The organism is Pseudonocardia sp. 2-7 (genome assembly GCF_056341085.1).
In genome coordinates this window covers 166,828-190,635 of sequence record NZ_CP094508.1, presented here as the reverse complement: position 1 = coordinate 190,635, position 23,808 = coordinate 166,828, and the positions used below count along the sequence as shown (strand labels likewise).

The 23,808-nt window shown below is 71.4% G+C and carries 27 protein-coding genes and 2 pseudogenes; 14 read left to right on the top strand and 15 right to left on the bottom strand.

Going from position 1 to position 23,808, the window contains the following annotated elements; genetic code table 11:
• Nucleotides 1–4 precede the first annotated feature (4 nt).
• A complete protein-coding gene (locus MTO91_RS27750; RefSeq protein ID WP_281010899.1) occupies nt 5–802 on the top strand; it encodes an alpha/beta fold hydrolase in 798 nt (265 codons plus the stop codon).
• A 262-nt stretch (nt 803–1,064) separates the two neighbouring features.
• On the top strand, nt 1,065–1,439 hold the full coding sequence (locus tag MTO91_RS27745; protein ID WP_281010898.1) for a YciI family protein: 375 nt from the start codon (nt 1,065–1,067) through the stop codon (nt 1,437–1,439).
• Nucleotides 1,440–1,725: 286 nt separating this feature from the next.
• Here MTO91_RS27745 and MTO91_RS27740 read toward each other — a convergent pair whose 3' ends face one another.
• Entirely contained in the window at nt 1,726–2,355 is a 630-nt protein-coding gene (locus MTO91_RS27740) for a TetR/AcrR family transcriptional regulator (RefSeq protein ID WP_476655089.1), read from the bottom strand.
• A gap of 107 nt (nt 2,356–2,462) precedes the next feature.
• On the opposite strand from MTO91_RS27740, the gene MTO91_RS27735 reads away from it, so the two are divergent.
• Both MTO91_RS27735 and MTO91_RS27730 read left to right on the top strand, forming a co-directional pair.
• Nucleotides 2,463–2,858, top strand: a complete 396-nt coding sequence (locus MTO91_RS27735; protein WP_281010896.1) for a PNPOx family protein — start codon at nt 2,463–2,465, stop codon at nt 2,856–2,858.
• Entirely contained in the window at nt 2,855–3,442 is a 588-nt protein-coding gene (locus tag MTO91_RS27730; protein ID WP_281010895.1) for a DUF3159 domain-containing protein, read from the top strand. The genes MTO91_RS27735 and MTO91_RS27730 overlap by 4 nt, the downstream gene beginning before the upstream one ends.
• A gap of 198 nt (nt 3,443–3,640) precedes the next feature.
• On the opposite strand, the pseudogene MTO91_RS27725 reads toward MTO91_RS27730, so the two are convergent.
• A pseudogene (locus MTO91_RS27725) lies at nt 3,641–4,418 on the bottom strand (isocitrate lyase/PEP mutase family protein).
• Here MTO91_RS27725 and MTO91_RS27720 point away from each other — a divergent pair.
• The 4 genes and pseudogenes from MTO91_RS27720 to MTO91_RS27705 all read left to right on the top strand — a co-directional run.
• Nucleotides 4,363–4,521 carry a hypothetical protein gene (locus tag MTO91_RS27720; RefSeq protein ID WP_476655090.1) on the top strand — a complete coding sequence of 53 codons (159 nt, stop codon included), beginning with the start codon at nt 4,363–4,365 and terminating at the stop codon, nt 4,519–4,521. The pseudogene MTO91_RS27725 and the gene MTO91_RS27720 sit on opposite strands and share 56 nt — an antisense overlap.
• Before the next feature lie 199 nt (nt 4,522–4,720).
• Nucleotides 4,721–4,978 (top strand): antitoxin VbhA family protein, encoded by a 258-nt coding sequence (locus MTO91_RS27715; protein ID WP_346864788.1) that lies wholly within the window; start codon nt 4,721–4,723, stop codon nt 4,976–4,978.
• Entirely contained in the window at nt 4,975–5,592 is a 618-nt protein-coding gene (locus MTO91_RS27710) for a Fic/DOC family protein (RefSeq protein ID WP_281010893.1), read from the top strand. The genes MTO91_RS27715 and MTO91_RS27710 overlap by 4 nt, the downstream gene beginning before the upstream one ends.
• A 461-nt stretch (nt 5,593–6,053) precedes the next feature.
• A pseudogene (locus MTO91_RS27705) lies at nt 6,054–6,392 on the top strand (histone-like nucleoid-structuring protein Lsr2); the annotation flags it as partial.
• 236 nt (nt 6,393–6,628) lie between these two features.
• Here MTO91_RS27705 and MTO91_RS27700 read toward each other — a convergent pair.
• Together MTO91_RS27700 and MTO91_RS27695 are read right to left on the bottom strand one after the other, a co-directional pair.
• A complete protein-coding gene (locus MTO91_RS27700) occupies nt 6,629–7,339 on the bottom strand; it encodes a class I SAM-dependent DNA methyltransferase (protein ID WP_281010892.1) in 711 nt (236 codons plus the stop codon).
• Nucleotides 7,340–7,376: 37 nt separating this feature from the next.
• Nucleotides 7,377–8,099, bottom strand: coding sequence for a hypothetical protein (locus tag MTO91_RS27695; protein ID WP_281010890.1), 723 nt, complete (start codon nt 8,097–8,099; stop codon nt 7,377–7,379).
• A 191-nt stretch (nt 8,100–8,290) separates the two neighbouring features.
• On the opposite strand from MTO91_RS27695, the gene MTO91_RS27690 reads away from it, so the two are divergent.
• From MTO91_RS27690 to MTO91_RS27675, 4 genes are read left to right on the top strand one after another with little or no spacing between them, the layout of a single operon-like run.
• Nucleotides 8,291–9,109: an SDR family oxidoreductase gene (locus MTO91_RS27690; protein WP_281010889.1), complete on the top strand. Its 819-nt coding sequence runs from the start codon at nt 8,291–8,293 to the stop codon at nt 9,107–9,109.
• A gap of 34 nt (nt 9,110–9,143) precedes the next feature.
• Nucleotides 9,144–10,604, top strand: coding sequence for an MFS transporter (locus MTO91_RS27685; protein ID WP_476655077.1), 1,461 nt, complete (start codon nt 9,144–9,146; stop codon nt 10,602–10,604).
• Nucleotides 10,601–11,203, top strand: coding sequence for an ester cyclase (locus MTO91_RS27680; RefSeq protein WP_281010887.1), 603 nt, complete (start codon nt 10,601–10,603; stop codon nt 11,201–11,203). Before MTO91_RS27685 ends, MTO91_RS27680 begins: the two co-directional genes overlap by 4 nt.
• 39 nt (nt 11,204–11,242) lie before the next feature.
• Nucleotides 11,243–11,695 (top strand): nitroreductase/quinone reductase family protein, encoded by a 453-nt coding sequence (locus tag MTO91_RS27675; protein WP_281010886.1) that lies wholly within the window; start codon nt 11,243–11,245, stop codon nt 11,693–11,695.
• 59 nt (nt 11,696–11,754) lie between these two features.
• Here MTO91_RS27675 and MTO91_RS27670 read toward each other — a convergent pair whose 3' ends face one another.
• From MTO91_RS27670 to MTO91_RS27635, 8 genes are read right to left on the bottom strand one after another with little or no spacing between them, the layout of a single operon-like run.
• Nucleotides 11,755–12,744 (bottom strand): NAD-dependent epimerase/dehydratase family protein, encoded by a 990-nt coding sequence (locus MTO91_RS27670; RefSeq protein ID WP_281010885.1) that lies wholly within the window; start codon nt 12,742–12,744, stop codon nt 11,755–11,757.
• Nucleotides 12,741–14,096 (bottom strand): acetyl-CoA carboxylase biotin carboxylase subunit, encoded by a 1,356-nt coding sequence (locus MTO91_RS27665; RefSeq protein WP_281010884.1) that lies wholly within the window; start codon nt 14,094–14,096, stop codon nt 12,741–12,743. Before MTO91_RS27665 ends, MTO91_RS27670 begins: the two co-directional genes overlap by 4 nt.
• A complete protein-coding gene (locus MTO91_RS27660) occupies nt 14,093–14,551 on the bottom strand; it encodes an acetyl-CoA carboxylase biotin carboxyl carrier protein (RefSeq protein ID WP_476655075.1) in 459 nt (152 codons plus the stop codon). The genes MTO91_RS27665 and MTO91_RS27660 overlap by 4 nt, the downstream gene beginning before the upstream one ends.
• Nucleotides 14,548–16,230, bottom strand: coding sequence for an acetyl-CoA carboxylase, carboxyltransferase subunit beta (gene accD / locus MTO91_RS27655; RefSeq protein ID WP_281010882.1), 1,683 nt, complete (start codon nt 16,228–16,230; stop codon nt 14,548–14,550). Before accD ends, MTO91_RS27660 begins: the two co-directional genes overlap by 4 nt.
• A 13-nt stretch (nt 16,231–16,243) precedes the next feature.
• Nucleotides 16,244–17,353, bottom strand: coding sequence for a DegT/DnrJ/EryC1/StrS family aminotransferase (locus MTO91_RS27650; protein ID WP_281010881.1), 1,110 nt, complete (start codon nt 17,351–17,353; stop codon nt 16,244–16,246).
• Nucleotides 17,354–17,374: 21 nt separating this feature from the next.
• Nucleotides 17,375–17,809 (bottom strand): DUF1772 domain-containing protein, encoded by a 435-nt coding sequence (locus MTO91_RS27645; RefSeq protein WP_281010938.1) that lies wholly within the window; start codon nt 17,807–17,809, stop codon nt 17,375–17,377.
• A gap of 5 nt (nt 17,810–17,814) precedes the next feature.
• Nucleotides 17,815–18,717, bottom strand: a complete 903-nt coding sequence (rfbA, locus tag MTO91_RS27640) for a glucose-1-phosphate thymidylyltransferase RfbA (RefSeq protein WP_281010880.1) — start codon at nt 18,715–18,717, stop codon at nt 17,815–17,817.
• A 3-nt stretch (nt 18,718–18,720) separates the two neighbouring features.
• Complete coding sequence (locus tag MTO91_RS27635) at nt 18,721–19,941, bottom strand: class I SAM-dependent methyltransferase (protein WP_281010879.1); 1,221 nt, start codon at nt 19,939–19,941, stop codon at nt 18,721–18,723.
• 109 nt (nt 19,942–20,050) lie between these two features.
• Here MTO91_RS27635 and MTO91_RS27630 point away from each other — a divergent pair, with 109 nt between their 5' ends.
• Together MTO91_RS27630 and MTO91_RS27625 are read left to right on the top strand one after the other, a co-directional pair.
• On the top strand, nt 20,051–20,572 hold the full coding sequence (locus tag MTO91_RS27630; protein WP_281010878.1) for a MarR family winged helix-turn-helix transcriptional regulator: 522 nt from the start codon (nt 20,051–20,053) through the stop codon (nt 20,570–20,572).
• A gap of 87 nt (nt 20,573–20,659) precedes the next feature.
• Nucleotides 20,660–21,265, top strand: a complete 606-nt coding sequence (locus MTO91_RS27625; protein WP_281010877.1) for a dTDP-4-dehydrorhamnose 3,5-epimerase family protein — start codon at nt 20,660–20,662, stop codon at nt 21,263–21,265.
• A gap of 53 nt (nt 21,266–21,318) precedes the next feature.
• Here MTO91_RS27625 and MTO91_RS27620 read toward each other — a convergent pair whose 3' ends face one another.
• The 3 genes from MTO91_RS27620 to MTO91_RS27610 all read right to left on the bottom strand — a co-directional run bounded on the left by MTO91_RS27620 (nt 21,319) and on the right by MTO91_RS27610 (nt 23,667).
• Nucleotides 21,319–22,476: a nucleotide disphospho-sugar-binding domain-containing protein gene (locus MTO91_RS27620; protein ID WP_281010876.1), complete on the bottom strand. Its 1,158-nt coding sequence runs from the start codon at nt 22,474–22,476 to the stop codon at nt 21,319–21,321.
• Nucleotides 22,477–22,577: 101 nt separating this feature from the next.
• Complete coding sequence (locus tag MTO91_RS27615; protein WP_281010875.1) at nt 22,578–22,910, bottom strand: AfsR/SARP family transcriptional regulator; 333 nt, start codon at nt 22,908–22,910, stop codon at nt 22,578–22,580.
• 49 nt (nt 22,911–22,959) lie between these two features.
• Nucleotides 22,960–23,667 (bottom strand): AfsR/SARP family transcriptional regulator, encoded by a 708-nt coding sequence (locus MTO91_RS27610; RefSeq protein WP_281010874.1) that lies wholly within the window; start codon nt 23,665–23,667, stop codon nt 22,960–22,962.
• Between the last annotated feature and the right edge of the window lie 141 nt (nt 23,668–23,808).

Below are 23,808 nucleotides of genomic sequence, written 5' to 3'. Positions count from 1 at the left end.
CCACATGGCCGCAGTGAACGCGACCGTTCTGGCCGCGCCAGGGGCCGCCGAGCCGCCCGCGGTGTTCGTGCACGGTGTGCTGTCCTGGGGCACCGACGACCGCTACGGGTTCGGCCACCAACGCCCACTGGCCGCACACCGCCGGCTGATCCTGATGGACCGCCGCGGTCACGGCGACAGCCCCGACCTCGAGGGCCCGTACCGGACCGACTACGCGGTCGACGCCGAGGACGTCATCGCGCTCCTCGGCGACGGCGCCCACCTCGTCGGACACTCCTACGGCGGGGTCGCCGCGATGCTCGCCGCCTCCGCCCGGCCCGATCTCGTCCGGTCGCTGTGCCTGATCCAACCCGGGGCGCTGCGTGTCGCCGAGGACGAACCGGTGGTGCGGGACATGCTCACCCGGGCCCGCTCCTCCACCGCGTCACTCCCTGCCGACCTCACCGCCGCGGACTACCTGCGCCTGTCCACCGAGCCGCTCGGGATGCCCACACCGCCCGCGACTCCGCAGCGGCTGCGTGTGGCCTGGACGTCCATGGGGGAGCGGCCCTGCTGGGACGCCGAGATCGACCTGGACCCGCTCGCTGCCGCATCGTGGCCGGCCTCGGTGATCGTCGGCGACTGGGCCGGGGCACCCGCAGAGTATCGACGCCTGGCCGGCGAACCGTTGACGGCGGCGGCCCGCGTCCTCGCCGAGCGCATCGGCGCCGAGCTGCTCACCGTGCCGGGCTTCTACCCGCAGACACAACAACCGGATGCGATCAACGACGCGCTGGCCACCCTGTGGGCCGTGGCGTCGTGACCGCACTGCACCGTGGCACCTGTCGGGAGACGGCTGAGATGCGCCACGTCGTCACCGATGTCTCGGCCGATCCAGCGCTGCGTCGAGGCTCCGCGCAGCCGGCAGGTGTTCGAAACTCCCACCATACGGCACCCCGAACGGGCGCAGCCGGGCCGACAGGCCCCGCCCGCCGAGCTCGGCCGCGCCACAGCGGCGCTCGCCGCGAGTCCGGCCACCACTACCCGTCAGATGTTCGTCCACCACTGGAGATGGAGCAGATTCCATGACGCAGTACTTCCTGACCCTCCCGCACGACACCGCCGACGAGCCGACGATGGAGTCGATGCAGGACATGGACCCGGCCGAGCTGGAAGCGCTCATGGCCGCCGTGGAGAAGTTCAACACCGACCTGAACGAGGCCGGCGCGTTCGTCACTGCGGGCGGTCTGGAACCGCCGTCGACCGCGGTCACGGTCGAGACGACGAGCACCGGAACGATCCGAACCCCGGGGCCCTTCGTGAAGGCCGACCAGTACGTGGGCGGCTTCTGGATCATCGAGGCGGCCGATCAGGAGGCGGCACTGGTCTGGGCCGAGCAGGCCTCGGCCGCTCTGCAGTCCCGGGTCGAGGTTCGCGCTCTACAGTCGGCACCGGAGTAGACCCCGCCCCGACACGAGGACGCGCCCGCCGGACCGTAGGACGGTCCGGCGGGCGCGTGTCGTGTGCAGGACCGCGCCTCGCTCGCCGACCCGGTGCGTGCCCCCCGACCTCGTTACCCGGCTCTCGGTCGTACGCGCCGAGTCGTCGCCCCGAACCGGTCTCCGGGCTACTGAGACGGGTGGAGGAGCCGCCGGGAACGTCCGGGAGGTCGATCCGTGGAGGCTCCGTGCCCTGGCGTGTCGCCGAACCTAGCGACCGATGCGACGGTGAGGACGGTCTAACGTCTCATGGTCCCTCTCGGTCCCGCGCGGTGGAGGCCGACGTGGCGGTGGTGGCCGACGTGACCGAGCGGTGCGCTCGCACGGGATCGTCCCCGTAGCCCCGGCAGAGCCGCTCGGCCATGTCCTGCAGCACGAACCGGATATGAGCGGGCTCCACAGTGTCGGCAAGCACCAGCGTGGCCATCCCGTGCTGCATGGACCACAGCTGTGCACTCCACACCCCGACGAGGGTCGAGTCGCCACGGAAGCGGCCCGCGTCGAGGCAGCGACGGACGTGTCCGGTCAGCCGGGTGAAGACGACCTCCCCGGGGTCGGGATCGGTGTCGTGCTCTTTCGGCGGTGGCCGGTCGATGGTCATCGTGCGGTAGAGGTGAGGCTCGGCGACGGCGAAGTCGAGGTAGGTCAGCGCCGCGGCGACGAGGTCGGCCACCGGGTCGTCGGTGGCCGGTAGAGCCTCCAGCACGGCCCCGAGTCGGGCGAATCCGTCCGCCCGGACGGCGCGATGCACGTCGAGCAGGCTGCCGAAGCGGGTGTAGACGGCCATGGTGGAAGTCCCCGCCGCCGCCGCAAGGCGCCGCGTGGTCAGGGCGGACGGGCCCTCAGCTGCCAGCAGTCTGGCTGCTCCCGCCAGCATTGCTGCGCGCGCGTCGGGATCGGTGGACCGCGGACTCATCCGGTCGCCTCCTCGCGTTGTGTAACATCATTATATAACAGCGGTATCCTCAGCTCCGGGAGGTCGGCATGGGGCGACGAGAGACGGGCGGGGAGCGCTACTTCGCACTGCGGACGTTCGGTGTCGGCGGTCGTGGTCGTGTGACTCCGGTCTGGCTCGCCGCGGGCAGCGACGGCCGGCATTACCTGCTCACGCCGGAGCGCTCCCACAAGATGAGACGGCTCCGGCGGGATCCTCGGGTGCAGGTCGCCCCGTCGGACTTCGACGGCACGGCCCGGGGAGAGTGGCGCCGTGGCCGCGCTAAGGAAGTGGACGGGGCGGAGCGCGCGGAGGGCCTGTCGCTGCTCGCTGCGCGTTACGGACTGTCCTTCCGGTGGTTCCGGCTGCTGCTCGCGCTCGGGCGGCCGCGCCGCGCAGGAGGGCGCGCCGTCGTGGTACGCCTGGATCTGGACGCTGCCCCATGAGGCGCGGCCGGGTCGAGGAGCTCGCGGCCTCGGCGGTGCCCTCCGCAGTGTTCGTCGCGGTCACGACCTGGTCCTGCCTGGTCGTCGGACTCTTGGCCGGAGTCTCCGCAACACTGCTGCTCACCCTTCTCGCCAGCTTTACCGGTCGGTCGGTCGTGCGCGTGGCCTCAGGACTGGTCGGGATCGGCGTCACCGCCGCGATCGCCTGGTCGACCGGGTCGGACGCGGGGATCTTCCTTCCCGACATCTGGTGGAGCCTCGCCGCGGGCGCGGTCCTGCTTGGATCCGTGATCATCGGGTTCCCGCTGGTCGGCGTGTTCTGGAGCGTCACTCGCCGCGAGCCGATGGTGTGGCGCGGCGACCGGCCGTCTCGCCGTGCACTGACGACGGCGACCCTGGCCTGCGCCGCGGTGTTCGGCGCGCGCTTCACGGCCCAGCGCGGACTCCTCGAAGCCCACGAGATCGGCAAGCTCGCCGCAGTGAAGATCGCGATGGGGCTGCCGTTGACTCTCGCTGCGCTCGGTGTGGTGGCGTGGGCGATCCGCACGGCGGAGCGCCGCCGCAGGTCGGCGTGGCGGTCGTGATCGTGCTGGCGATCGGCGCCGGGATCGGCGGTCTCGCACTGGCACAGTGCCGTCGCTGGCCCGTTGCTGTGACTGCCCAACGGGAGGACGGCGTTGTCGGTACCAGCGGGGCCGGGGCGCCTCAACGAGATCGTCATCCTGCTCGGATCCGACACGAGTCCACACCCGCGAGCGGGTCGCCTGAGATCCGGTGTGCGTCTACTCCGTGGCGTGGTCGATCAGGGCGGTCTGGAGCTCGGGTAGGGGAGCCCGGGTGGTGGTGTGCTGCCGTCGCGGAGCGCCGCGGCGACGTCGAGGGCGGCGTGGAGGGCCGCTCGGTAGGGCAGTGACCCGGTGCTGACGCGCCTCACACCGAGGTCGGCGAGCTGGGCGAGGGTGAGGCTGGGGACGATGAGGGTGTTGACCGGTACGGGTAGGGATCGGGTTGCCCCGCGGAGGACGGTGGGGTCGGTGAGTCCGGGCAGGAACACGCCGTCGGCGCCGGCACGGACGTAGGCCTCGCCGCGGGTCAGTGTGTGCTCGGGTGTGGCGTCCTGGCCGAGCCAGTAGGTGTCCACTCTCGCGTTGAGGAACAGCTCGGGGCAGTGCTGCTTGATCGCGGTGATTTTCGCGCTGTGGCGCGCGGGGTCGATGAGGACGTCGGCGGTGCTGTCCTCGATGTTGATACCGGCGACTCCGGTGTGGGACAGGGTGCGACGTAGTCCGCGACGGCGTCCGGGTTGTCGTGGTAGCCGTCCTCGATGTCCACGCTCAGCGGGATCGGGAGACGGCGCAGAGTTGTCGCGAGGGCCAGGTTGGCCTCGCGGGTGGTGCGGCCGCCGTCGGGCCGGCCGGCGCTCGCGGCGACGCCGAAGCTGGTGGTGGCGATGGCCGGGTAGCCGGCGCGCACGAACGCGAGAGCCGAGGTGAGGTCCCAGGCGTTGGGCAGCAGCAGTGGGGCCGGCCCGTCATGGAGGCGGGCGAACCTCGCCGTCATGGGCTCGCAGGTCGACGGGGTGTTCGCGGTCATGGCGGGCCTTTCGTCGAGAGATGAGGTCGTGGGCCTCGTCGCGGCGGCGCTCGTCGCACCGCTGCCCTGACACGCTCCCGCGTTGCCCTCCTACGCCGGCGCGGTCAGGATTCCCGTGGGCGACCTTGCCTGCCTTCGGACTGGCCCTCAACGACTCGGCGTCGCGTACTCGACTGTGTACGCGTTCGGGTACGCTGGGCGGTGTGTGGGTGCCTGAGGTGTTGTCGTTTCGTGAGTTCCGTACGGCGTTGGCAGCGACGTTGAAGCGGGTGCAGGAGCCCGAGGCCGAGCCGGTGTTCGTCGGTGCTCATCGCAAGCCCGAGGCGGTGGTGATGTCGGTGGCCCGCTACGAACAGCTCATCGGGGCCGCGCAGCGCCGCGCCGATGTCGACGAGGCCCTCGCCTCGGTCCGCGCCGAGGGCCTGGAGCCGAGCGCGGAGGGCCTGGCGCTGCTCGACGGTGTCGCCGCCGGCTCGTTGACCACCGGCGAGGCTCGTGAGCGTGTCCTGGCCCGCTACCGCCGTTGACCGGCCCGGACCCCTACCTCGACCTCGCCACCGGAGTTCTGCGGAACCGGCTGGGGATCACCGATCCGGACGAACTCGGCCAGGCCGAGGCCGAACTCACCGCGCTACGCCTGATCGAGCTGCGCCAGGCGCCGCTGCCCGGACGCTACGACCTGGACCACCTGCAGGACTTCCACCACCACATCTTCAGCGACCTCTACGACTGGGCCGGGCAGCTGCGCACCGTGTCCATCGGCAAGGGACAGCTGTTCTGCCCACCCCAGCACCTCGAGACCTTCGCCGCCGACATCTTCGGTCGCCTCCACTCCGAGCAGGTGCTGCGCGGGCGTGACCTGGACGGCTTCGTCACCGGCCTGGCCGAGCTGTTGGGCGACGTCAACGCCCTGCACCCGTTCCGGGAGGGCAACGGGCGGACCCAGCGGGCGTTCCTGGCCCAGCTCGCCGCCGACGCCGGCTACGAGCTGCGCTGGACCGCGATGGACCCCGCCGAGAACAACCGAGCGTCCGCGCTCTCGCTGGCCGGTGACACCGCCGCCCTGCACACCATGCTCGTCCGCCTCATCCGGCCACTCCGTCAGCCACCCCGGTCGCGGCCGGCCTCCGGCGACAGCTGAGCGGCGCCTCCGCCTCGACCTCGGTCCGACTCTCGAGGGGCCGTGCCACTTATGCCGAGTTGACAACGCGTTCCTGTCAGTTTGTCCACCGCGCCTGACTTGGTGCGCTACAGAATTGTCGGCCCTCTGCCGCACACTGAGCCTTATCCCCGGTGCTGTGCGAGAGGACCGTGATGTCAGACCCCGTCATCGTGGCAGGAACCGCCCTGTCCCGTGAGCTTCAGTCAGCGTTCCGCAACGCATGCGGCGCCCGCCGGAGCGAGTGGGTGGAGCGGGAGAACGAGGCACTGACCGCTCTGCGGATCCTGGCCACCTACCTCGCCTATCACCCGGGAAGCGCCACCGCCCGGGCCATCACGACAACGCTGGATCGCAGTATCGCTAATCCGGGGGAGGGCATGTCTCCCGCAGAGCATCTACTAACCTCGGCACCGAGCATCAATACAGTAGAGGGTGACACAGTGGCGCGAATCGAAACGGTACAGCTGATCGACGACCTCGACGGCGCGGCAGCTGATGAGACCGTCGCTTTCGCCCTCGACGGGAAGCAGTTCGAGATCGACCTCAATGCGGCCAACGCAGCGACGCTCCGGGACAAGCTCGCCCCGTTCGTTTCCGCCGCGCGAACCGCAGGAGGTGGCCGGCGCGTACCCCGTCGCGAGGCTGCCGCGGGGGCAGGCTCGACCGAGGCTCGGCGCCACAACCAGGCGGTGCGTATGTGGGCTCGGGAGAACGGATACTCCGTCTCCGAGCGGGGTCGTATTCCTGCCGAGGTCGTCGAGGCCTACAGCGACCGCGACTCGAGCAACTCGCTGTCGGCGCCGGAGAAGGCCGCGTCGACGACGCGGCCACAGCCCGCCCAGTTCAGCGGATAGTTCCGCACAGGTCTACGTCGAGGGCACTTGGCCGATGAGACGCAACACCGTGGAGCGGTCTGCTTCTGCGTGGCTCTCGCTCATCCAGCACGCTGCACCGCTACGGCTCCGCGGGCCCGTGCTCGCGAGCATCTCAGGCTTGTCCGAGGGCTCCCAGGGCGTCAGCTCCGCACACCTACGAACAGGCCGCGCCCGGTCGGCCCGCCTGGTACGTAGCGCACCGAGCATCCGGCGTCGGCCAACGCGTCGCGATAGGCCTGCTCCGGCCACAGGCTGAGGATCTCGATCTCGGTGAAGTCGGAGATGCCGTTCTCGTCGGCGACGACGAACCGCAGCTCCATCCGGGTCTTCCCGTCGACCAGGGTGGAATGCGAGACCCGGGTGATGGTTCTGTCCGGGCCGCGGCTCAGATCACCGGCCACGTAACCGTCGATGAATCGCTCGGGGAACCACCAGGGCTCGATCACGAGCACACCGCCGGGCACCAGGTGCGCGGCCATCGTCGCGACGGCAGCACGCATGTCGGCGACCGTGTCGAGGTAACCGATCGAGCAGAACATGCAAGTCACGGCGTCGAAGCGGCGATCAAGGCGGAAGGAGCGCATATCCCCGCGGTGCAGCGGGACGCCCGGGACTCGCTCGGCAGCCAGCGCGAGCATCGGTTCCGCGATCTCGACGCCCTCGCAGTGCTCGACGAGCCGGCGAAACTGCTCGAGGTGGATCCCGGTCCCGCAGGCGACGTCGAGCAGGCTGGTGATCTCGGGGCGCTCGGCGGTGATCTCCGCGACGACATCGAGGGCCTCCTGCTCCCAATCCTTGCCGCGGCTGCGGTAGATCGTCTCGTAGACGTCGGCGTGGTTGTCGGTGAACATCGGTACCTCCGGTCTCGGTGACGGCGGGGCGAGTGGGTCAGTCGGTCACGGACACCGGCTCGCCGATCAGGAGCAGGATCGGTGGCGCCGCGCCGCCCGGCGGGATCCGCTCGATGCGCCAGCGGTAATCGGGCGCGGACAGTCCTGCGGTCAGTGAGGCCAGGTCGACGCCGTCATAGGTGCGCAGGGCTGAGACCAGCCCGTCCCACGTCACGACGAGCGGTAGCACCCCGAGAACGGTGCAGAGCAGCCGCAGAGGGCTCGGGTTTCGCAGGACGTGGCCGACGACCAGCACCGGCGCGAGCAGCGTCGCCAGCAGGGAGGGCCACCGGCGTTCGGAGGACTCGGCGACGCACAGCGGTGCACGCCGGGTGAACGCGTCGGCGAGCACGGCCCGGGCCACGGACGGCGGGAAGTGATGGAAGGCCGTGAAGACGGTGCGGATGCCGTCCTGCCCCTCGGGGACCGCGGTGGCGTCGACCGGGTCGGGGTGCACGTGGGTGCGGCCATCACCGATGCGATCGCAGGCGCCCTGTAGCGCGCGACGGTTCGGGAAGCGGTCGGTGAACACCAGCTCGATCGGACCTGCGTCCTGTTGCAGCTCGGGCTTGAGGTGCTCCCACGGGCCCGACGCGCCGGAGCACAGGTCAATGACCCGCCGCTGGCCGGTCCGCCGCACCAGACCCGCCAGCACCGGCGTGACCGGCGCGTAGAAGCGGTGCCGCAGGATGAGCGCCTCCTGCAGGAAGTCGGTGGTCATGTCCCGTAGCCGACTCGGAAACCACGACTGGTCCTCGAACTCGAACAGGTGTAGTCGGGGTACGACGGAGCGCATGGGCATCCCTTTCTCCGGCCGGCCTCGTCGCCGACGCTCGCAGCGCGCGCTCGAGTCGCTGTCCAGGGCGAATAGACTTCCCTGGGGAAGTATCTTCTTGTGGTAGCTTAAATTGTATGAGCTCCGAACCGATCCTGGTCACCGGCGCGACCGGGGACGTCGGCAGGCGTGTAGTGACCCGCCTGCTACGTCTCGGGCATCCGGTCCGCGCTCTGGTCCGGGGCTCGGACGATTCCGGGCTACCGGCGGACGTCGAGATCCGGCGCGGGGACCTGAACGACCGCGACGCCGTCCGGACCGCGGCGGAGGGCGCCACCGCGGTCTATCTGTTCCCGGTCCCCGAAGCGGTGGACCGGGCCGCTGACGGGCTCGCCGACGCCGGCGCGCGACGGGTCGTCGTGCTCTCCTCGCTGCTCGCCGGCGCGGACGGCGACGTCGCTACCGGGCCGCTGCACCGGCGTTGCGAGGACGCGCTGCACGCCCGCTCATTGTCGGTCACTGCGATCCGCCCCGGCGCGTTCATGGACAACGACCTGGCCTGGGCCGGGCTGCTCGCCCGGTTCGGGGAGCTGCCGCTGGCCTGGCCGGACGTTGCCGTCGCCCCGGTCCACACTGACGACGTCGCCGCCACCGTGGCCGACGCCCTTGTCGCGGTCGAACCCCCACCGGTGGTCGAGTTGACCGGACCGGATCTGCTCAGCCCGATCGATCGTGCCGCGATCCTGGCGCGGGCCGCAGGCCGGCCGATCCCGGTCGCAGCGACCGGACCCGACCGGGCCCGCGAGGCACTGGCCGAGGTGCTCCCCGCAGACGTCGCGCAGGTCGTGGTCGAGGCCACCGGCTGGACCGCGGAGCACGGCCAGGTCCTGCACCCCCGCAACCGGCCGACCGGCTACCGGCAGTGGGCCGTCGAACAGGCTCCGGCATTCGTCTGACATCCGACCGAACGCGACTCGGGAGAGCTGTCCCATGACCGAGCTCCGATCCGCCGGCCCGGCGACGCCCGACCCGCGTCGCCGGACTGCGGCGGCCTTCGTCCTGATCGCCGTGGCGATGGACATCCTGGATACGACCATCGTGATCGTCGCCCTCCCGGACATGGAACGTGACCTGGGCGCCGGCAGCACCGTCCTGCAATGGATCACCGCCGCGTACACGCTGACCTTCGCACTCACCCTGATCACGGCCGGGCGTATCGGTGACCGCATCGGTCGCCGGCTGGCCGTCCAGATCGGCATTCTCGGCTTCGTCGTTACCTCGGCGGTCTGCGCACTCGCCCCGAACGCCGAGATCCTGGTCGCGGGCCGGGTCGCTCAGGCGCTGGCCGGGTCGCTGATCCTCACCCAGGCACTCGCGATCTTCCAGGTCGAATTCCCGGAGGCCGAGCGCCCCGGCGTGCTCGGCGTCTTCGGAGCGGTACTGGGCTCGGCCGCGGTGCTGGGCCCGATCCTCGGCGGTGTGCTGGTCGCCGCCGACATCGGCGGTCTGGGCTGGCGCACCATCTTCTGGATCAACCTACCGATCGGTCTCGTGGCGTTCCTCGGCGTTCGGCGCTACCTGCGCGAGTCGCGCGCGGCTCGGCCACCCGCCCTCGACCCGGGCGGACTCGCACTGCTCACGCTCGCGTTGTTCGCCCTGCTCCTGCCGTTGGTGCAGGGCCGCGAGTTCGGGTGGCCGTGGTGGGGCTTCGCCATGGTCGCCGCCGGGTTCGTCCTGCTGGTCGTGTTCGCACGTTCGCAGGTCCGCCGGGAGCGAGCCGGTGCGGTGCCCTTGGTGCTGCCCCGGCTGTGGCGGGAACGCTCGTTCGTCGGAGGCCTTGGGATCGTGCTGACGTTCCTCGCCGCGTTCATGAGCATGTTCTTCGTCCTGAACTACTACCTGCAGGTCGGGCTGGGGTTCGGCCCGCTTGGCGCCGGGCTGACACTCGTACCGAGCGCCGTGTCGACCGTCGTGTTCTCGCTGCTGTCGACGCCGTTGCTACGCCGGTTCGGGACCCGGGTCCTCACCGTCGGCGCACTGGTTGGAGCGGTCGGTCTGCTGCTGCTCACCGCGACCGTCCAGCTCGCCGACGACGCATTGCGGGCGTGGTGGCTCGCCCCTGCGTTGCTGCTCGTCGGGTCCGGGATGGGCCTGGTAACAGCGCCGGTCATCGACGTCGTCCTCACCCGCGTCCCGGCCGACGACGCCGGCGCCGCGTCCGGGGTGCTCAACACCGCCGAGCAGCTTGGCGCGGCGCTCGGTGTCGCCGCAGTCGGCACCGTGTTCTTCGGCTCCGTCGGAGCGGCCGGGCCGGGTGGGCAGACCGAGCTGGCCGACGCGCTCGGCGCGGCGCTCTGGGTCAACATCGGGCTCATGCTGCTCAGCGCGGCGCTCTCGCTGCTGCTGCCGCGCCGGATCCGGCGCCGTTCGGCCGAGGAGGCCCCCGTATGACCGACCTGAATCCGCGGCCGGAGATGCCCGGCCGAGAGGCCGACCACAGGCACGGCACCGAGATCGCGCAGGCCCAGTCAATCCTGGACGTCATGAGGGACGGGGACGAGGCTACGTTCGCCGGCATCGTGCACCCCCGCGGGACGAACCTGGAAGCGGCGCTGGAGCCACTTGCCTGCCGGGTCCCCGGACCGGCCGGGTTCCACGCGACCGCGATGCTGCTGCGGCACGCGTTCTCCGGCCTGGACTGGACCACGCACGCCGCAGTGGCCAGGGACGACACGCTCGTCGCCCACGCCACCATGTCCGGGCGGCACACCGGGGTGCTCTACGACTACGACCGCGCGGGCCAGGTGGTCGGCGCATTCCCGCCGACCGGCCGGACCTTCTCCACCACCCAGACCCACTGGTTCCGGTTCCTCGACGATCTGATCATCGAGCACTGGGCCAACCGCGACGACCTCCGGACCGCGACCCAGCTCGGCTGGTTGCCGCCCCGGCCGCTCTACCTGGCGCGAATGCTGCTGGTCACCCGCCGCGCGCAGCGGGCACAGCGGCGCGGCCAAGAACCCGTGCTGCACAGCACGCCCGCCCGATAACCCGACCCGACACCCGACCTCTCCCAGAAGGTGGGCACGATGACTGCACGTACGCACCTGCGCGGACTCCCGCGCTGGCTCAAGCCGCTGAACAAGCTGTTCGTCCAGCTCCAGCGCCGAGGGCTCGGCGTCAGCGGGCTCGCCGTCCTCACGATCCCCGGTCGCCGCAGCGGTAACCCGGTGTCCACGCCGGTGACGCCGATGAGCGTCGACGGCGCGACGTACCTGGTGGGCTTCCCCGGTACGAACTGGGTGGCCAACGCCCGGGCCAACCCCGGCAGCGCCCGGCTGGCACGCGGGCGGCGCGACGAAGCCGTCACGATGGTCGAGATCCCGGTCGGGGAGCGGGCACCCATCCTGCGCGAGTTCCCTCGCCAGGTCCCGGTCGGCACGCGGATGATGATCCGGGCCGGCCACGTCGCGAACGGGACGCCGGAGGAGTTCGTCGCCATCGCCGACCGCTGTGCGGTGTTCCGGGTCGACCCCCGCTGACCGGTACGGAACGGCCCCGCCCGATCGGGCGGGGCCGTTCCGGCGCGCTTCGAGGGTGCTCAGCGCACCGCGATGCGAGCCGCGACCTCGTGCTCCACCGTGGCGCGCAGACCCTCATCGAGTCCGACTCTGGGGGCCCATCCGGTGGCCAGGCGAAACGCCTCCGAGTCGACCTCGATGCTCCGCAGGTCCTCGGCGGTCGCGAACTCCGGCGCCGGGACCCGCTGGATCGGGACCGGCCGGGACCGCGTCACCGTCGCGACCACCGCGGCGATCTGGGCGAACAGCTTCCCCAGCTCGACCGGGCAGTCTCCACCGACCGGCCAGGCCCGGCTCGATGCGACCGCGTTCAGACCGCGGACGACGGCGGTCCCCGCGTCCCGGACGTGCAGCAGGTCCCGCGTGACGCGGCCGTCGTTCCACAGGGTCAACGGTTGCCCGTCCAGCGCCAGCCGCACCATCGCCGCCACCACACCGCCGCCTGCCGGGCAGCCGTCCGCGGCAGGCGGGCCGTAGAGCGTGGGGAGCCGCAGAGCGACCGCACGGATGCGGCCCGCCCGGCCTGCGTCGTGCAGCAGCCGCTCGGCCCGGCACTTCCTGCGGTCGTAACCGGTCTCGGGCCGGTCTATCTCGGAACCGTCCACCCTGGCGGTGGATCGTGTGCCCACCTGGGTCACCGACCCGCTCCACACCACCGGCACTGGACAACGTCGCTCGGCCAGCGCCGCCAGCGCCGCGACGAGCGTCGGGTCGGCGGGGACATCCCGTGCGGCGGGGCCCTCTGCGGTACGCCAGCCGCGTCCCCCGGTGTGGTCGATGTCGGCGACCAGGTGGATCACCGCTGACGCGCCGGTGAGGGCCCTGGCCGCCGCACCCGGCTCGGTCAGGTCGGCCGTCACGACCTCGATCCCGGACCCCGGCGGCACCAGTGCCGGGCGGCGGGCGACGGCGCGGACCTCCCGGTGCCCCGCCGCGAGCAGTGCGCGCAGCACGTGTGAGCCGAGGTACCCGGATGCCCCGAGTACGACGACCGGGCCGCTGGCGCTCACCGCGTACCGGCCGGGACCGACCGTGAGTCCAGCGTCGCGGTGGTGTGCCGGGCGGCCCGGAAGTCGGGGTCGTCCAGGATCCCGCGCAGGAAGCCGACGGTCGTACACAAACCCGGCCCGGTCACCACCGTCTCGTCGACCGCGCGGAGCATTCTGCGGCGAGCCGACTCGCGGTCGGGACCCCAGGTCACGATCTTGGCCAGGAGCGAGTCGTAGTGCGGCCCGATCTCGTCACCCGCTCCGACGTGCGAGTCGACCCGGGTGAAGGGGCCACCGGGCAGCACGAGCCGATCGATCCGGCCCGGGGTCGGTGCGAAGGCCCGATCCGGGTCCTCGGCGTTGATCCGGCACTCGATGGCCACCCCGGACGGGGCGGTGACCGGTCCGGGGCCCCGCTCGCCCGCGGCTATCAGCAGTTGCTGCTGGACGAGGTCCAGCGAGGTGGTCATCTCGGTGACCGGGTGCTCCACCTGGATCCTGCTGTTCACCTCGAGGAACGAGAACTCCCCACCGTCGGCGAGCAGGAACTCCACGGTTCCGGCCCCGCGGAATCCCACCGCGCGCATTCCCGCGGTCGCCGCCGCCGCGATCCGCTCGCCCAGCTCGGCCGGGAGCCCCGGCACCGGCGCCTCCTCGATCAGCTTCTGGTGGCGCCGCTGGATGGAGCAGTCCCGGCCGCCGACGGCGGTCACCTCGCCGTGGTCGTCCGCGAGCACCTGGATCTCCACGTGCCGGGCGCCGGTCACGTAGCGCTCCAGATAGACGGCGGGGTCGCCGAAGACGGCGCGCGCCTGCGCTGAGGTCCGCCGGACGGCGGGCGCGAGATCCTCGACCCGGTGCACCACAGTCATCCCCCGGCCGCCGCCACCGGCGACCGCCTTCACGATCAGCGGCAGGCCGACCCGGTTCAGCACCGCGCCGGCCTCCTCCGGCCCGGTCACCGCGCCCTCGCTGCCGGCCAGGACGGGCACCCCGGCCGCGGCCATCAGCGCCTTGGCCCTGGCCTTGTCACCGAGCGCGGCCATGACCTCCGGCGGCGGTCCGACGAACGTGAGGCCGTTGCGGGCGCAGATCTCGGCGAAGTCGGGATCCTCGGAGAGGAACCCGTACCCGGGATGCACGGCGTCGGCTCCGGTGTTGCGGGCCGCCTCGACCAGCGCGGGAGCGAGCATGTAGCTGTGCCGGGCAGGAGCGGGCCCGATGCACACCACGTCGTCGGCGAGCCGGGCGGCGGCCGGGTCCGGATCGCCGGTCGAGTGCACCACGACGCATCCGAGTCCCAGTTCACGACAGGCCCTCGCCACCCGCAGCGCGATCTCGCCGCGGTTGGCGACCAGCACCTTCCGGATCACTCCGGCCTCCCCGGCTCGATCCGGAACAGCACCTGGCCGAACTCGACTCCCGCCCCGTCCGGCGCCTCGACCGCGGCCACCCGGCCGGCGACTGGGCACTCGACCGGGTTCATGAGCTTCATCGCCTCGACGATGCCGACCTGCTGGCCGGGCCGGACCTCGTCTCCCTCGACGACGAACGGCGCGGCCCCCGGCTCCGGACGGTGATAGAAGGTGCCGACGAGCGCTGCCGTCACCGCCACCGACGTCTCGGACTCCGTCTCCGGGGTGGGAGCGGCGGCCCACTCGACCTCCAGACTGCTCTCGCCGTCGCGCAGGAACAGCCGGGCGGGTGTGCTCTGTTGCGCGAAATCCAGGGCATGCCGGCAGAGCCGCTCCATGGCGCCGGTCTGCCGGCCGCGTCCGTCGGTGTCGGATAGGCCGGTACGCAGGCCCGTGGTGCCGTTCGTCGTCATGAGTCCCCTCCTCGGTTACGGTGGTTGCCGAACGCCGAGTAGCGCAAAGCACGCGTGCGGCGGAGCTCCTCGGCGGGCAGCCCAACGAGTTCGGCGAGTGCCGTGGTCACGGTGCGGCGCACCGCGTCTCCGACCAGGGCACCGTCGGTGGACGGGCCCGGGATGACGCCTTCCACCAGGCCGTTCCGCAACAGCGCTGCGGCGCCGATCTGCAACGCCTCGGCGGCCTCCGGTGCGCGGGCGGCGTCCCGCCAGAGGATCGCCGCGCAGCCCTCCGGGGAGATCACCGAGAACACGCTGTCTTCCAATGCGTAGACCCGGTCGGCGACGGCCACGCCGAGCGCCCCGCCGCTGCCGCCCTCACCGAGCACCACCGATACCACTGGCACGGCGAGCCGGGCCATGAGCCTCAGGTTCTCGGCGATCGCGTGGGCCTGGCCGCGGCGCTCTGCGTCGACCCCGGGGTGCGCCCCGGGGGTGTCGACGAGTGTCACCACCGGGATTCCGAGCTTCTCTGCCAGCCGCATGACCCGTCCCGCCTTGCGGTACCCCTCCGGCCGCGGCATCCCGAAGTTGCGGTGCACCCGCTCGGCGACGGTGTCCCCGCGCTGCTGACCGACGATCGCCACCGGCACGCCGTCCCACCGCCCGAGCCCGGTGACGATGGCCGGGCAGTCGCCACCGCTGCGGTCCCCGCGCAGCTCCACGAAGTCGTCGACGGCGCGTTCGATCATCGAGGTGGTGGTGATCCGTCCGGCGGTGCGCACCGCACGCACCGACTCCCACGCCGAGCGGTCCGGCAGCGCCCCGGGGTCCCGGACCAGCTCGACCGGCTCCACCCGGGTCGGCGGCGACGGCCGGGCCGCGGACAGCAGTGCGGCGAGCGTCGCGCGCTGGGCCGCCCGCGGGACGACTGCGTCGACCAGCCCGTGTTCCAGCAGGAACTCCGCGGTCTGGAACCCTTCCGGCAACTCCTGCCCGAGCGTCTGGGCAATCACCCGCGGCCCGGCGAAGCCCAGCCGCGCACCGGGCTCGGCGAGCACGATGTCGGCGAGCGGGACGAACGACGCCGCCACACCGCCGTAGGTGGGGTCGGTGACCAGCGAGATCGTCAGGATCCCCGCGGCGTCGAGATCCGCGAGTGCCCGGCTGGTCCGTGCCATCTGCATGAGCGCGATCGCGCCCTCCTGCATCCGGGCCCCGCCCGAGGCGCTCACCACGAGCAGCGGGTGCCCGCGTTCGACGGCGGCCCGCGCGGCCTGCTCGACGAGAGCGCCCAGTGCCGCTCCGAGGCTGCCGCCGAGGAAGTCGAAGTCCATCGCGGCGACCACCACCGGGTGGCCGCGCAAGGTGCCGGTGGCGCAGGCGGCCGCGTCGGTGAGTCCGCTGCGGGCTCGTGCCTCGGCGAGCCGGTCCCGGTAAGAACGCAGGTCGGTGAACCCGAGCGGGTCGTCCGGCACCCCGCTCAGGTCACCGAACTCGGTGGCCGAGCCGGCGTCGAGCAGGAACGCGATGCGGTCCCGCGCTCCCATCCGGGCGTGATGACCGCAGGACGGGCAGACGCCGAGCTCGCGCCGGAAGCGGGGACGGTAGAGCATGCCGCGGCATCCGGGGCAATGCAGCCAGTCGGCGTCCGGCGTGCCGGACGGTGGGGTCTCGCGGGCGGGGGAGAGGGTCACGACGGCTCCCGGGTCAGACCGCCGCGAGGGCCTGCAGGACCGCATCGATCACGCGGTCCTGCAGGTCTCGGGGCAGGCTCGGGTACATCGGCAGGGAGAAGATCTCGGTCGCCAGACGCTCGGTCACCGGCAGCGCGCCGGCCGGCACCCCGAGGCGGGTGAATCCGCGCATCGTGTGCACCGGCCACGGGTAGCTGATGTTGAGGTGGATGTCGTCGGCGCGCAGCTTCTGGAGGATCGCGTCCCGGCGCGGGTGCCGGACGACGTAGACGTAGTAGACGTGCTCGTTGCCGTCGGCGACCGCCGGGAGCACCAGACCGGTGCCGGACAGCGCATCGGCGTACCGGTCCGCGACCGCCCGGCGGGCGGTCAGGTAGGAGTCCAGCCGGGTCAGCTTGCGGCGCAGGATCTCCGCTTGGACCGCGTCCAGCCTGCTGTTGTGCGCGGGGGTCGACTCCGTGTGGTAGACGTCGTCCATCCCGTAGTAGCGCAACCGTCGCAACGCGCGGTCCACCTCGGCCGCGTTGGTCAGCACCGCGCCGCCGTCGCCGTAGGCGCCGAGGACCTTCGTCGGGTAGAAGGAGAACGCGGCGGCGGCTCCGAAGGTGCCGGCGAGCGCGCCGTGGTGGCGGGCGCCGTGGGCCTGCGCGCAGTCCTCGAGGATCGCGATGCCGTGCCGTTCCGCGATCCGGCGCAGCGGCGCCATGTCTACGCACTGCCCGTACAGGTGCACCGGGACGATGCACCGGGTGCGCGAGGTGACCGCGGCCTCGACCGCGTCGACGTCCATCAGGAAGTCCTCCTCCCGGACGTCGACGAACCTCGGCACGGCGCCCATCGCGTCGATCGCGACGACGGTCGGGGCGGCGGTGTTCGACACGGTGATCACCTCGTCGCCGGGTCGGATGCCGATCGCTTCGAGACCGAGTTCGATCGCGTTTGTCCCGTTATCGACGCCGACGCAGTGCGCGACACCGTGGTAGGCCGCGAACTCGCCCTCAAACCCGGCGACGCTGGGCCCGAAGACGAGCTGCCCGGACCCGAAGACGGTCTGCACCGCGTCCAGCAGGTCGGCCCGCTCGGTCTCGTACTCGGGCAGGTAGTCCCAGACTCTGGTGGGCATACGGGTTCCCTTCTTGGAGACTCAGGAGAGGAGAGCGGCTGCGGTGTTGGCGACGGCAGCGGCGAGCGCTCCACCGACCCGCGTCAGGTGCCATCCCCGCCACCGGTGGCGCAGCACCCGGAGTTCCGCAGGCCCGGGCGCGGCTGCGATGGAGGCGTTCACCCGGCGCAGCACGACCGCGGAGACCGTCAGCAGCACCAGCAGCCCGAGCACGGCTAGTGCGTGGAGGACGGCCGCGGAGACGGTCGGGGCAGCCGGCACCGCACCTGCGCTGAGGCCGATTCCCAGCAGGGTCAGCAGGGGCATGACGGTGTCCATCCGCCGCAGCACGAACGTGTTCGTCTCGGGATAGCGGTCGTCGGGTTGCGCCATCAGCAGCGGCAGCAGAACAAGTAGGGCGACGGTCATCGCGCCCGCCACCGCCGCCGACACCACGGCGGCGAGCAGCGGGAGCATGCCGGTCACACTGCTTCCAGGACGGTCGGTCCCTTGTCGAGGAAGGACCGGGCGACCCCGACGACGTAGCCCCCGTACTCGGAGCCGGTGAGCCGCAGGCCTAGCTCGAGGCATTCCTCGGCACCGATGAGCCCCTGCCGGAGCGCGATCTCCTCCAGGCAGGCGATCCGGACGCCCTGCCGTCGTTCAAGGGTCTGGACGAACTGGGACGCCTCCAAGAGGGATTCATGGGTGCCGGTGTCGAGCCAGGCGTAGCCCCGGCCGAGCGCGACCAGTGAAGCGCGTCCGGCCTCCAGGTACGTCCGGTTCACGTCGGTGATTTCCAGCTCGCCGCGGGCCGACGGCCGGAGGCTGCGGGCGATCTCTACGACCAGGGGGTCGTAGAAGTAGAGCCCGGTGACTGCCAGCCGGGACCGCGGGTGCCGCGGCTTCTCCTCCAGGGAGAGCAGCCGCCCCCGGTCGTCGATCTCGGCGACGCCGTAGCCTCGGGGATCGTCCACCTCGTAGCCGACCAGGACGGCCCCGTCCAGGTCGCGGACGCACCGGGCGAGCACGTCGGAGAAGCCGCTCCCGTGGAACAGGTTGTCGCCGAGGACGAGCGCCACGTTCTCGTCCGCGACGAAGTCGGCGCCGATCCGGAAGGCGTCGGCGAGACCGCGCGGGGCGTCCTGGACCGCGTACTCCAGCCGGAGCCCGAGGTGGGCACCGTCCCCGAGCAGCCGCCGGAACGACGGCAGGTCCTCGGGGGTCGAGATGAGCAGGATCTCCCGGATCCCGGCCAGCATCAGTACCGAGATCGGGTAGTAGACCATCGGCTTGTCATAGACCGGGAGCAGCTGCTTGCATGCCGCCGAGGTGGCAGGCCGTAGACGGCTGCCCGTCCCCCCAGCCAGCACGATCCCGCGCACGGCTCACATCACCCGGACGTCGGGTACATAGGAGATCCACCGGCCACCCGCTTCCCGGAACGCGGTCTCGCGCCGCATGATCTCGTCCGCGTGGTTCCAGGCGAACAGCAGCGCGTAGTCCGGGTAGGGGGCGGTGAACTCCGCGGCCGGCGAGACCGGGATGTGCGCGCCTGGGGTGAGCCTGCCCTGCTTCTCCGGCGTGCTGTCGTACACGGTGGCGACCAGGTCGGGGCCGATCCCGGTCCGGTTGGTGACCGTCGCGCTCTTGGCCGTCGCGCCATAGGCCACGACCCGCCGGCCCTCGTCGCGCAGCCGCTCCAGCAGGCCGACCAGGTCATTGCAGATCCGGTCCACCCGCTTGGCGAAGTCCTCCAGCGTTCCGGGGGCGTGCAGCGCGCGACCGGCCTCCTCGGTCAGCAGGTCGGCGACGGCGGCCGACGGGACGCGCGCCCCCGCCCGCGCCAGGGTGTAGCGGACCTCGCCGCCGTGCACGCCGAGGCGCACGACGTCGACGAGCTCGAAGCCGAAGCGGTTGGCCATCGAGGCCACTGACGTCGCCGAGAACAGGTAGAAGTGTTCGTCGTAGATCTGGTCGAACGACCCCCGCTCCACGATGTCGCCGAGGTAGGGGTCCTCGAAGACGAGCACGCCGTCCGGGGTGAGCAGCACGTCCAGACCGGCGAACACCGAGTCCAAGTAGGGGATATGGCAGAAGGTGTTGGCCGCGTAGACGACGTCCGCCCGGCCGTGCTCGTCGAGGACCCGGCGCGCCATCGTCTCCTCGAAGAACGCGGTGAGAACTGACAGCCCACGTCCTCTGGCGACCTCTGCGACCCCGCCGGACGGCTCCACCCCCAGGTGGCGTACACCCGCTTCTGCGACGGTCCCGAGCAGCACCCCGTCGTTGCAGCCCAGCTCGATCAGGAACGCGTCCGGCCCGCTCAGCTCGGTCGCCAGCAGGCTCCGCGCGGTCGCTGCGAAGTGCTCCCGCATGACCGATGACAGCGAGGACCGGTACGGGTACTCCTCGTGGAACATCCGCTCACGGGGCACCTCGTCGCGCAGCTGAATCATGTGGCAGGAGCGGCAGGAACCGACCCGGAGATGGTAGAAGAACTCGCTTTCGACCTGTTCAGGGCCCGCAAGAAAGGCATCGGACAGCGGCTGCTGTCCCAGATCGAGGAATGTTGTGACATCGCCACCACAGACCCGACACCCGGACATGGCACTCCTTCCGTTTCGGTGTCGGTAGTCTGTGCGAGAGTTCTCGAGAACCGGTCCACAGCGGCTCGACGGCGGCGGTGGTGACGCCTCGACGCAGACAGGGGGGTACGTGGAGCAGCAGGACGGGGCCGGCCCGACGGTCAACCGGTGGGAGCTCAGCGCCTACGAGAACCGGGTCTTCCGGGAGTACGTCAGCGCGATGGTCTTCCACGGGCAGGTCACCGCGGACGCGGCCGGCCTCAATGCCACCGACCTCTACGCTCTGAACCTCCTTGACCTGATCGGCGAGGTCACGGCCGGTGAGCTGGCCCGACGCACCGGACTGACCACAGGCGCCGTCACCAAGCTCGTCGACCGCCTCGCCTCGGCGGGCCTGGTCTCACGCCGGCCGGATCCTCAGGACAGGCGGCGAGTACGGATCGGCATCGTGGACACCGAGGCCGATGAGCGCCTCGGCAGCAGCGGGGAGCTCTTCGCCCCGATCGCCAGCCGTCTGGATCGGCTGATATCGGCCTATCCGGAGCCCGAACGCACCATTCTGATGCGTTTTTTCGAACGGGCCACCGAAGAACTGAGTTCGGCCACCCGGGAAATCCAGTCGACGAGCCGTCCGCCGCGCCCGAGACACTGACCGAGCTCCACCAGGCGTCGACCGTATCGAGATCCACCCGTGTCATTCTCGGAAATGGCCGCACAGCTCCGAGGAGAGGACACGACGGTGCATCGACCCACTATCGACGGCGTACTGCGACTGGAGGGGGTCCGCTACTCCGACCACCGCGGGGAGGTCGAGGTCCCGTTCGCCGACCCGGCGTTCCGGGAGGCCGCCGGTCGTGGCATGTTCGCGGTACAGCAGACGATCCTCACCCGCTCCCGCCTCGGTGCGGTCCGCGGAGTCCACTACACGGCTACCCCACCGGGCACCGGCAAGCTGGTGCATTGCGTGGCCGGCCAGGTCCTCGACATCGCGGTCGACCTGCGGACCGACTCACCGACGTTCGGTCAGTGGGACGCCTTCGAGGTCTCCGGGGACGACACCGCCGCGCTCTACCTCCCGGTCGGCGTCGGGCACCTGTGGATCGCCCTGAGCGATGACGCGACGCTGCACTACCTGCTCTCCGCCCCCTACCGGGCCGAGCTCGAGCGGACAGTGCACCCGGCCGACCCGGAGCTCGGTCTCCCCCTCCCGCCGGAAGCGGAGCGCCTGCTGTCCGAGCGGGACGCGAACGCCCCCACCCTCCAGGAGGCCGCCGCGGCAGGGCTGCTGCCGGACCGGGCGGCCTCCGCCCGGGCGGAACGGGCCACAGAGCCGGCGTCGCGCTAGACCCGCCGCCCCGGGCCGACCCTCGTCCGTCCCGACGAGCAGGCCCGGGGTGTTCAGCTCAGCTTCGCCAGCAGCTCGCGGCCGGCCTCCACCACGCCGGGCCGGGCACTTTCGCCCTCGGCCCGATCCGTCGCAGCGCGCCGCATGACGTCGTCGCCGAGTACCCGCTCGACGGTCTCCCGGATCGCACCGGGCCCCTCGGCGAGCTCAAGACGGGTGCCGGCACCGGAGCGGGCGATCCGGTCGGCGCTGTGGTTGCTGGCGAACCCGGTGAACCCGCTGGGCGCGATGATCTGCGGAACCCCGGCCACCAGCGCGGTGGACACCGTCCCGTCGCCGCCGTGGTGCAGGATCGCGTCGCACCCGTCGAGCAGCAGGGCGAGCGGCACGTCGACCTCCACCGTGACCCGATCCGATGGCGCCGGCGCCAGCGCCTGTGAGTGCGCGGGCACTGCCACCACGAGGTCGACGTCGACCTCAGCGAGCGCGGACACCACGGCGTCCATCGGTGCAAGATCGCCGGTCACCCAGGAGTAGGTCCCGCCGAGGGTCACCAGCACCCGTGGGCGTCCGGTGGCCTCCCCGGCGCGCCGCACCGAGCCGGCACCGTTGTACGGGACATAGCGGGCCGGGACGCTCGGGCGGGCCGCATCGAACTGCAACAACGGAGGGCAGACGTCGATACCGATGTCGCCGTCGAGCGCCGACGGCGGCAGACCCGCGTCGCTGAGGATGTCGCCGAGGAACCGACACTCGGCGTCCCGCCAGCCGGACACCCCGCCGGCGAAGTCGGGCCCGAACAGGAAGCGCGCCGTCGGGATGTCGAGCGCGCGGCCGAGCGTCGCCGCGGCGTAACACTGCCAGTCGTAGACGACGACGTCCGGACGCCAGTCGGTGAGCACCGCGGCCAGGTCCTCGAGCATCAGGCCGGCCACGCCACGGAAGAACCCGAGGTTCTGGGCGATGTTGTGGCTCTCGTCCCCGCTCGGCGGGGTGTCGCCGCGCCCCGGGAGCCGGGAGCGCATCTCGTCGGTGATCACCGGGTTCCCGCCCACCGGCACCGAGGTCAGCCCGGACTCGACGACCTGGCTGCTGAGCGCGGGCGGGTGCGCCACCCGCACGTCGTGCCCGTCGGCTCGCATCGACCAGGCGAGCGGCACCATCGGAAAGAAGTGGGAGTTCTGCATCGAGACCGCGAAGAGGACGCGCACGGATCACGCTCCGTTCGAGAGGGTCGGCGGGCCGCGGGCGCGGCCCTTGGGTCACTCTCACGGGCTCTCCTCGGCTCTCCCTGGTGTTCGGGTGGCCGGGCTCAGAGCTGCCGCAGGATCTGCAGGTAGGCGTGATCGACGGCGGTCGGACCGGTGGGCCCGACGTGCTCGCGCAGCCTGCGGTGGAAGTGGCGGGCGTGCCGGATCGCGTCATGTCGACGACCGCGGGCCGCCAATGAACGGATCAGGCAGACGTGCACGTCGGTGTTCAGCGGGTCGTCGACGAGCACCGCACGCGCCTCGGTGATGACATCGGTGAACCGCCCGGTGTCGTGCAACGCTGCGAGGTGGGCGGCCTGCGCCGCCCGCCGTGCTGTGTCCAGCCGTCCGGCGACGGCGAGCAGGCGCGGTCCGCGGTCGACGTCGGAGAGCACCGGTCCCCGGCGAGCGGACCCAGCACCCCCGGCCGGAGGGACCCAGCCTTCACCGGGTGTCCGCGAACGGCAGGGTGAGATCGCCGTCGGACAACACCTGGTGGTGCAACCGCACCAATGGCTCACAGGGGTCGAGTCCGAGTTCCTCGATCATTCCGTCGCGCAGCACGGAGTACACACCGAGCGCGTCCTGACGGCGGCCCGCGGCGGCGAGGGAGAACATGAGGTAACCGTTCAGGAGTTCGTTCAGCGGGTTTTCCCGGACCAGCGGCCGGAGCTGTTCGACAGCCTCTCGGTGCCGGCCCGTCGTGATTCCCGACAGGATGAGCAGTTCGTTCGCGCACATCCGCATTTCGGCCAGCCGCTCGCGCTGGGCCCGGATGCGGGGGCCTGGCCGGACGTCGGCGAACGGCTCACCCTGGTAGAGATCGAGCGCACTCCGCGCGGACGCGGCTACAGCCTCCGGTGCGACGTCCCGGCGGGCCAGAGTGACGTGTTCGACGAAGCGGTACATGTCCACGTCGGAGCGCTCGCCGACGAGCTCGTAGCCGAGCGGCCGGGTCAGCAGCTCCGGACCGCCTCGTCGCCCGAACATTCGACGGAGGCGGTACACGTAGGTCTGCAGAGTGGTCACTGCCGTGGCCGGTGGCCGATCACCCCACACCTCGTCGGCCAGCTCGTCGACGAGAACAACCCGACCGATGTTGATGATCAATAGTGCCAGCACGACTCGGGGTTTCGGCGGAAGATCATCCACCGAAGTGTGCGTTCCGGACACCGCTGTTCGACCGAGTACCCGATACCGCACGAATCCCCCAAATAGATATCTTCCCGACAGAAGAGAAGTTACCCCTGCCTTTCCGGCATTTCGACCCGATCGAGTGTGAGGCACGTCACA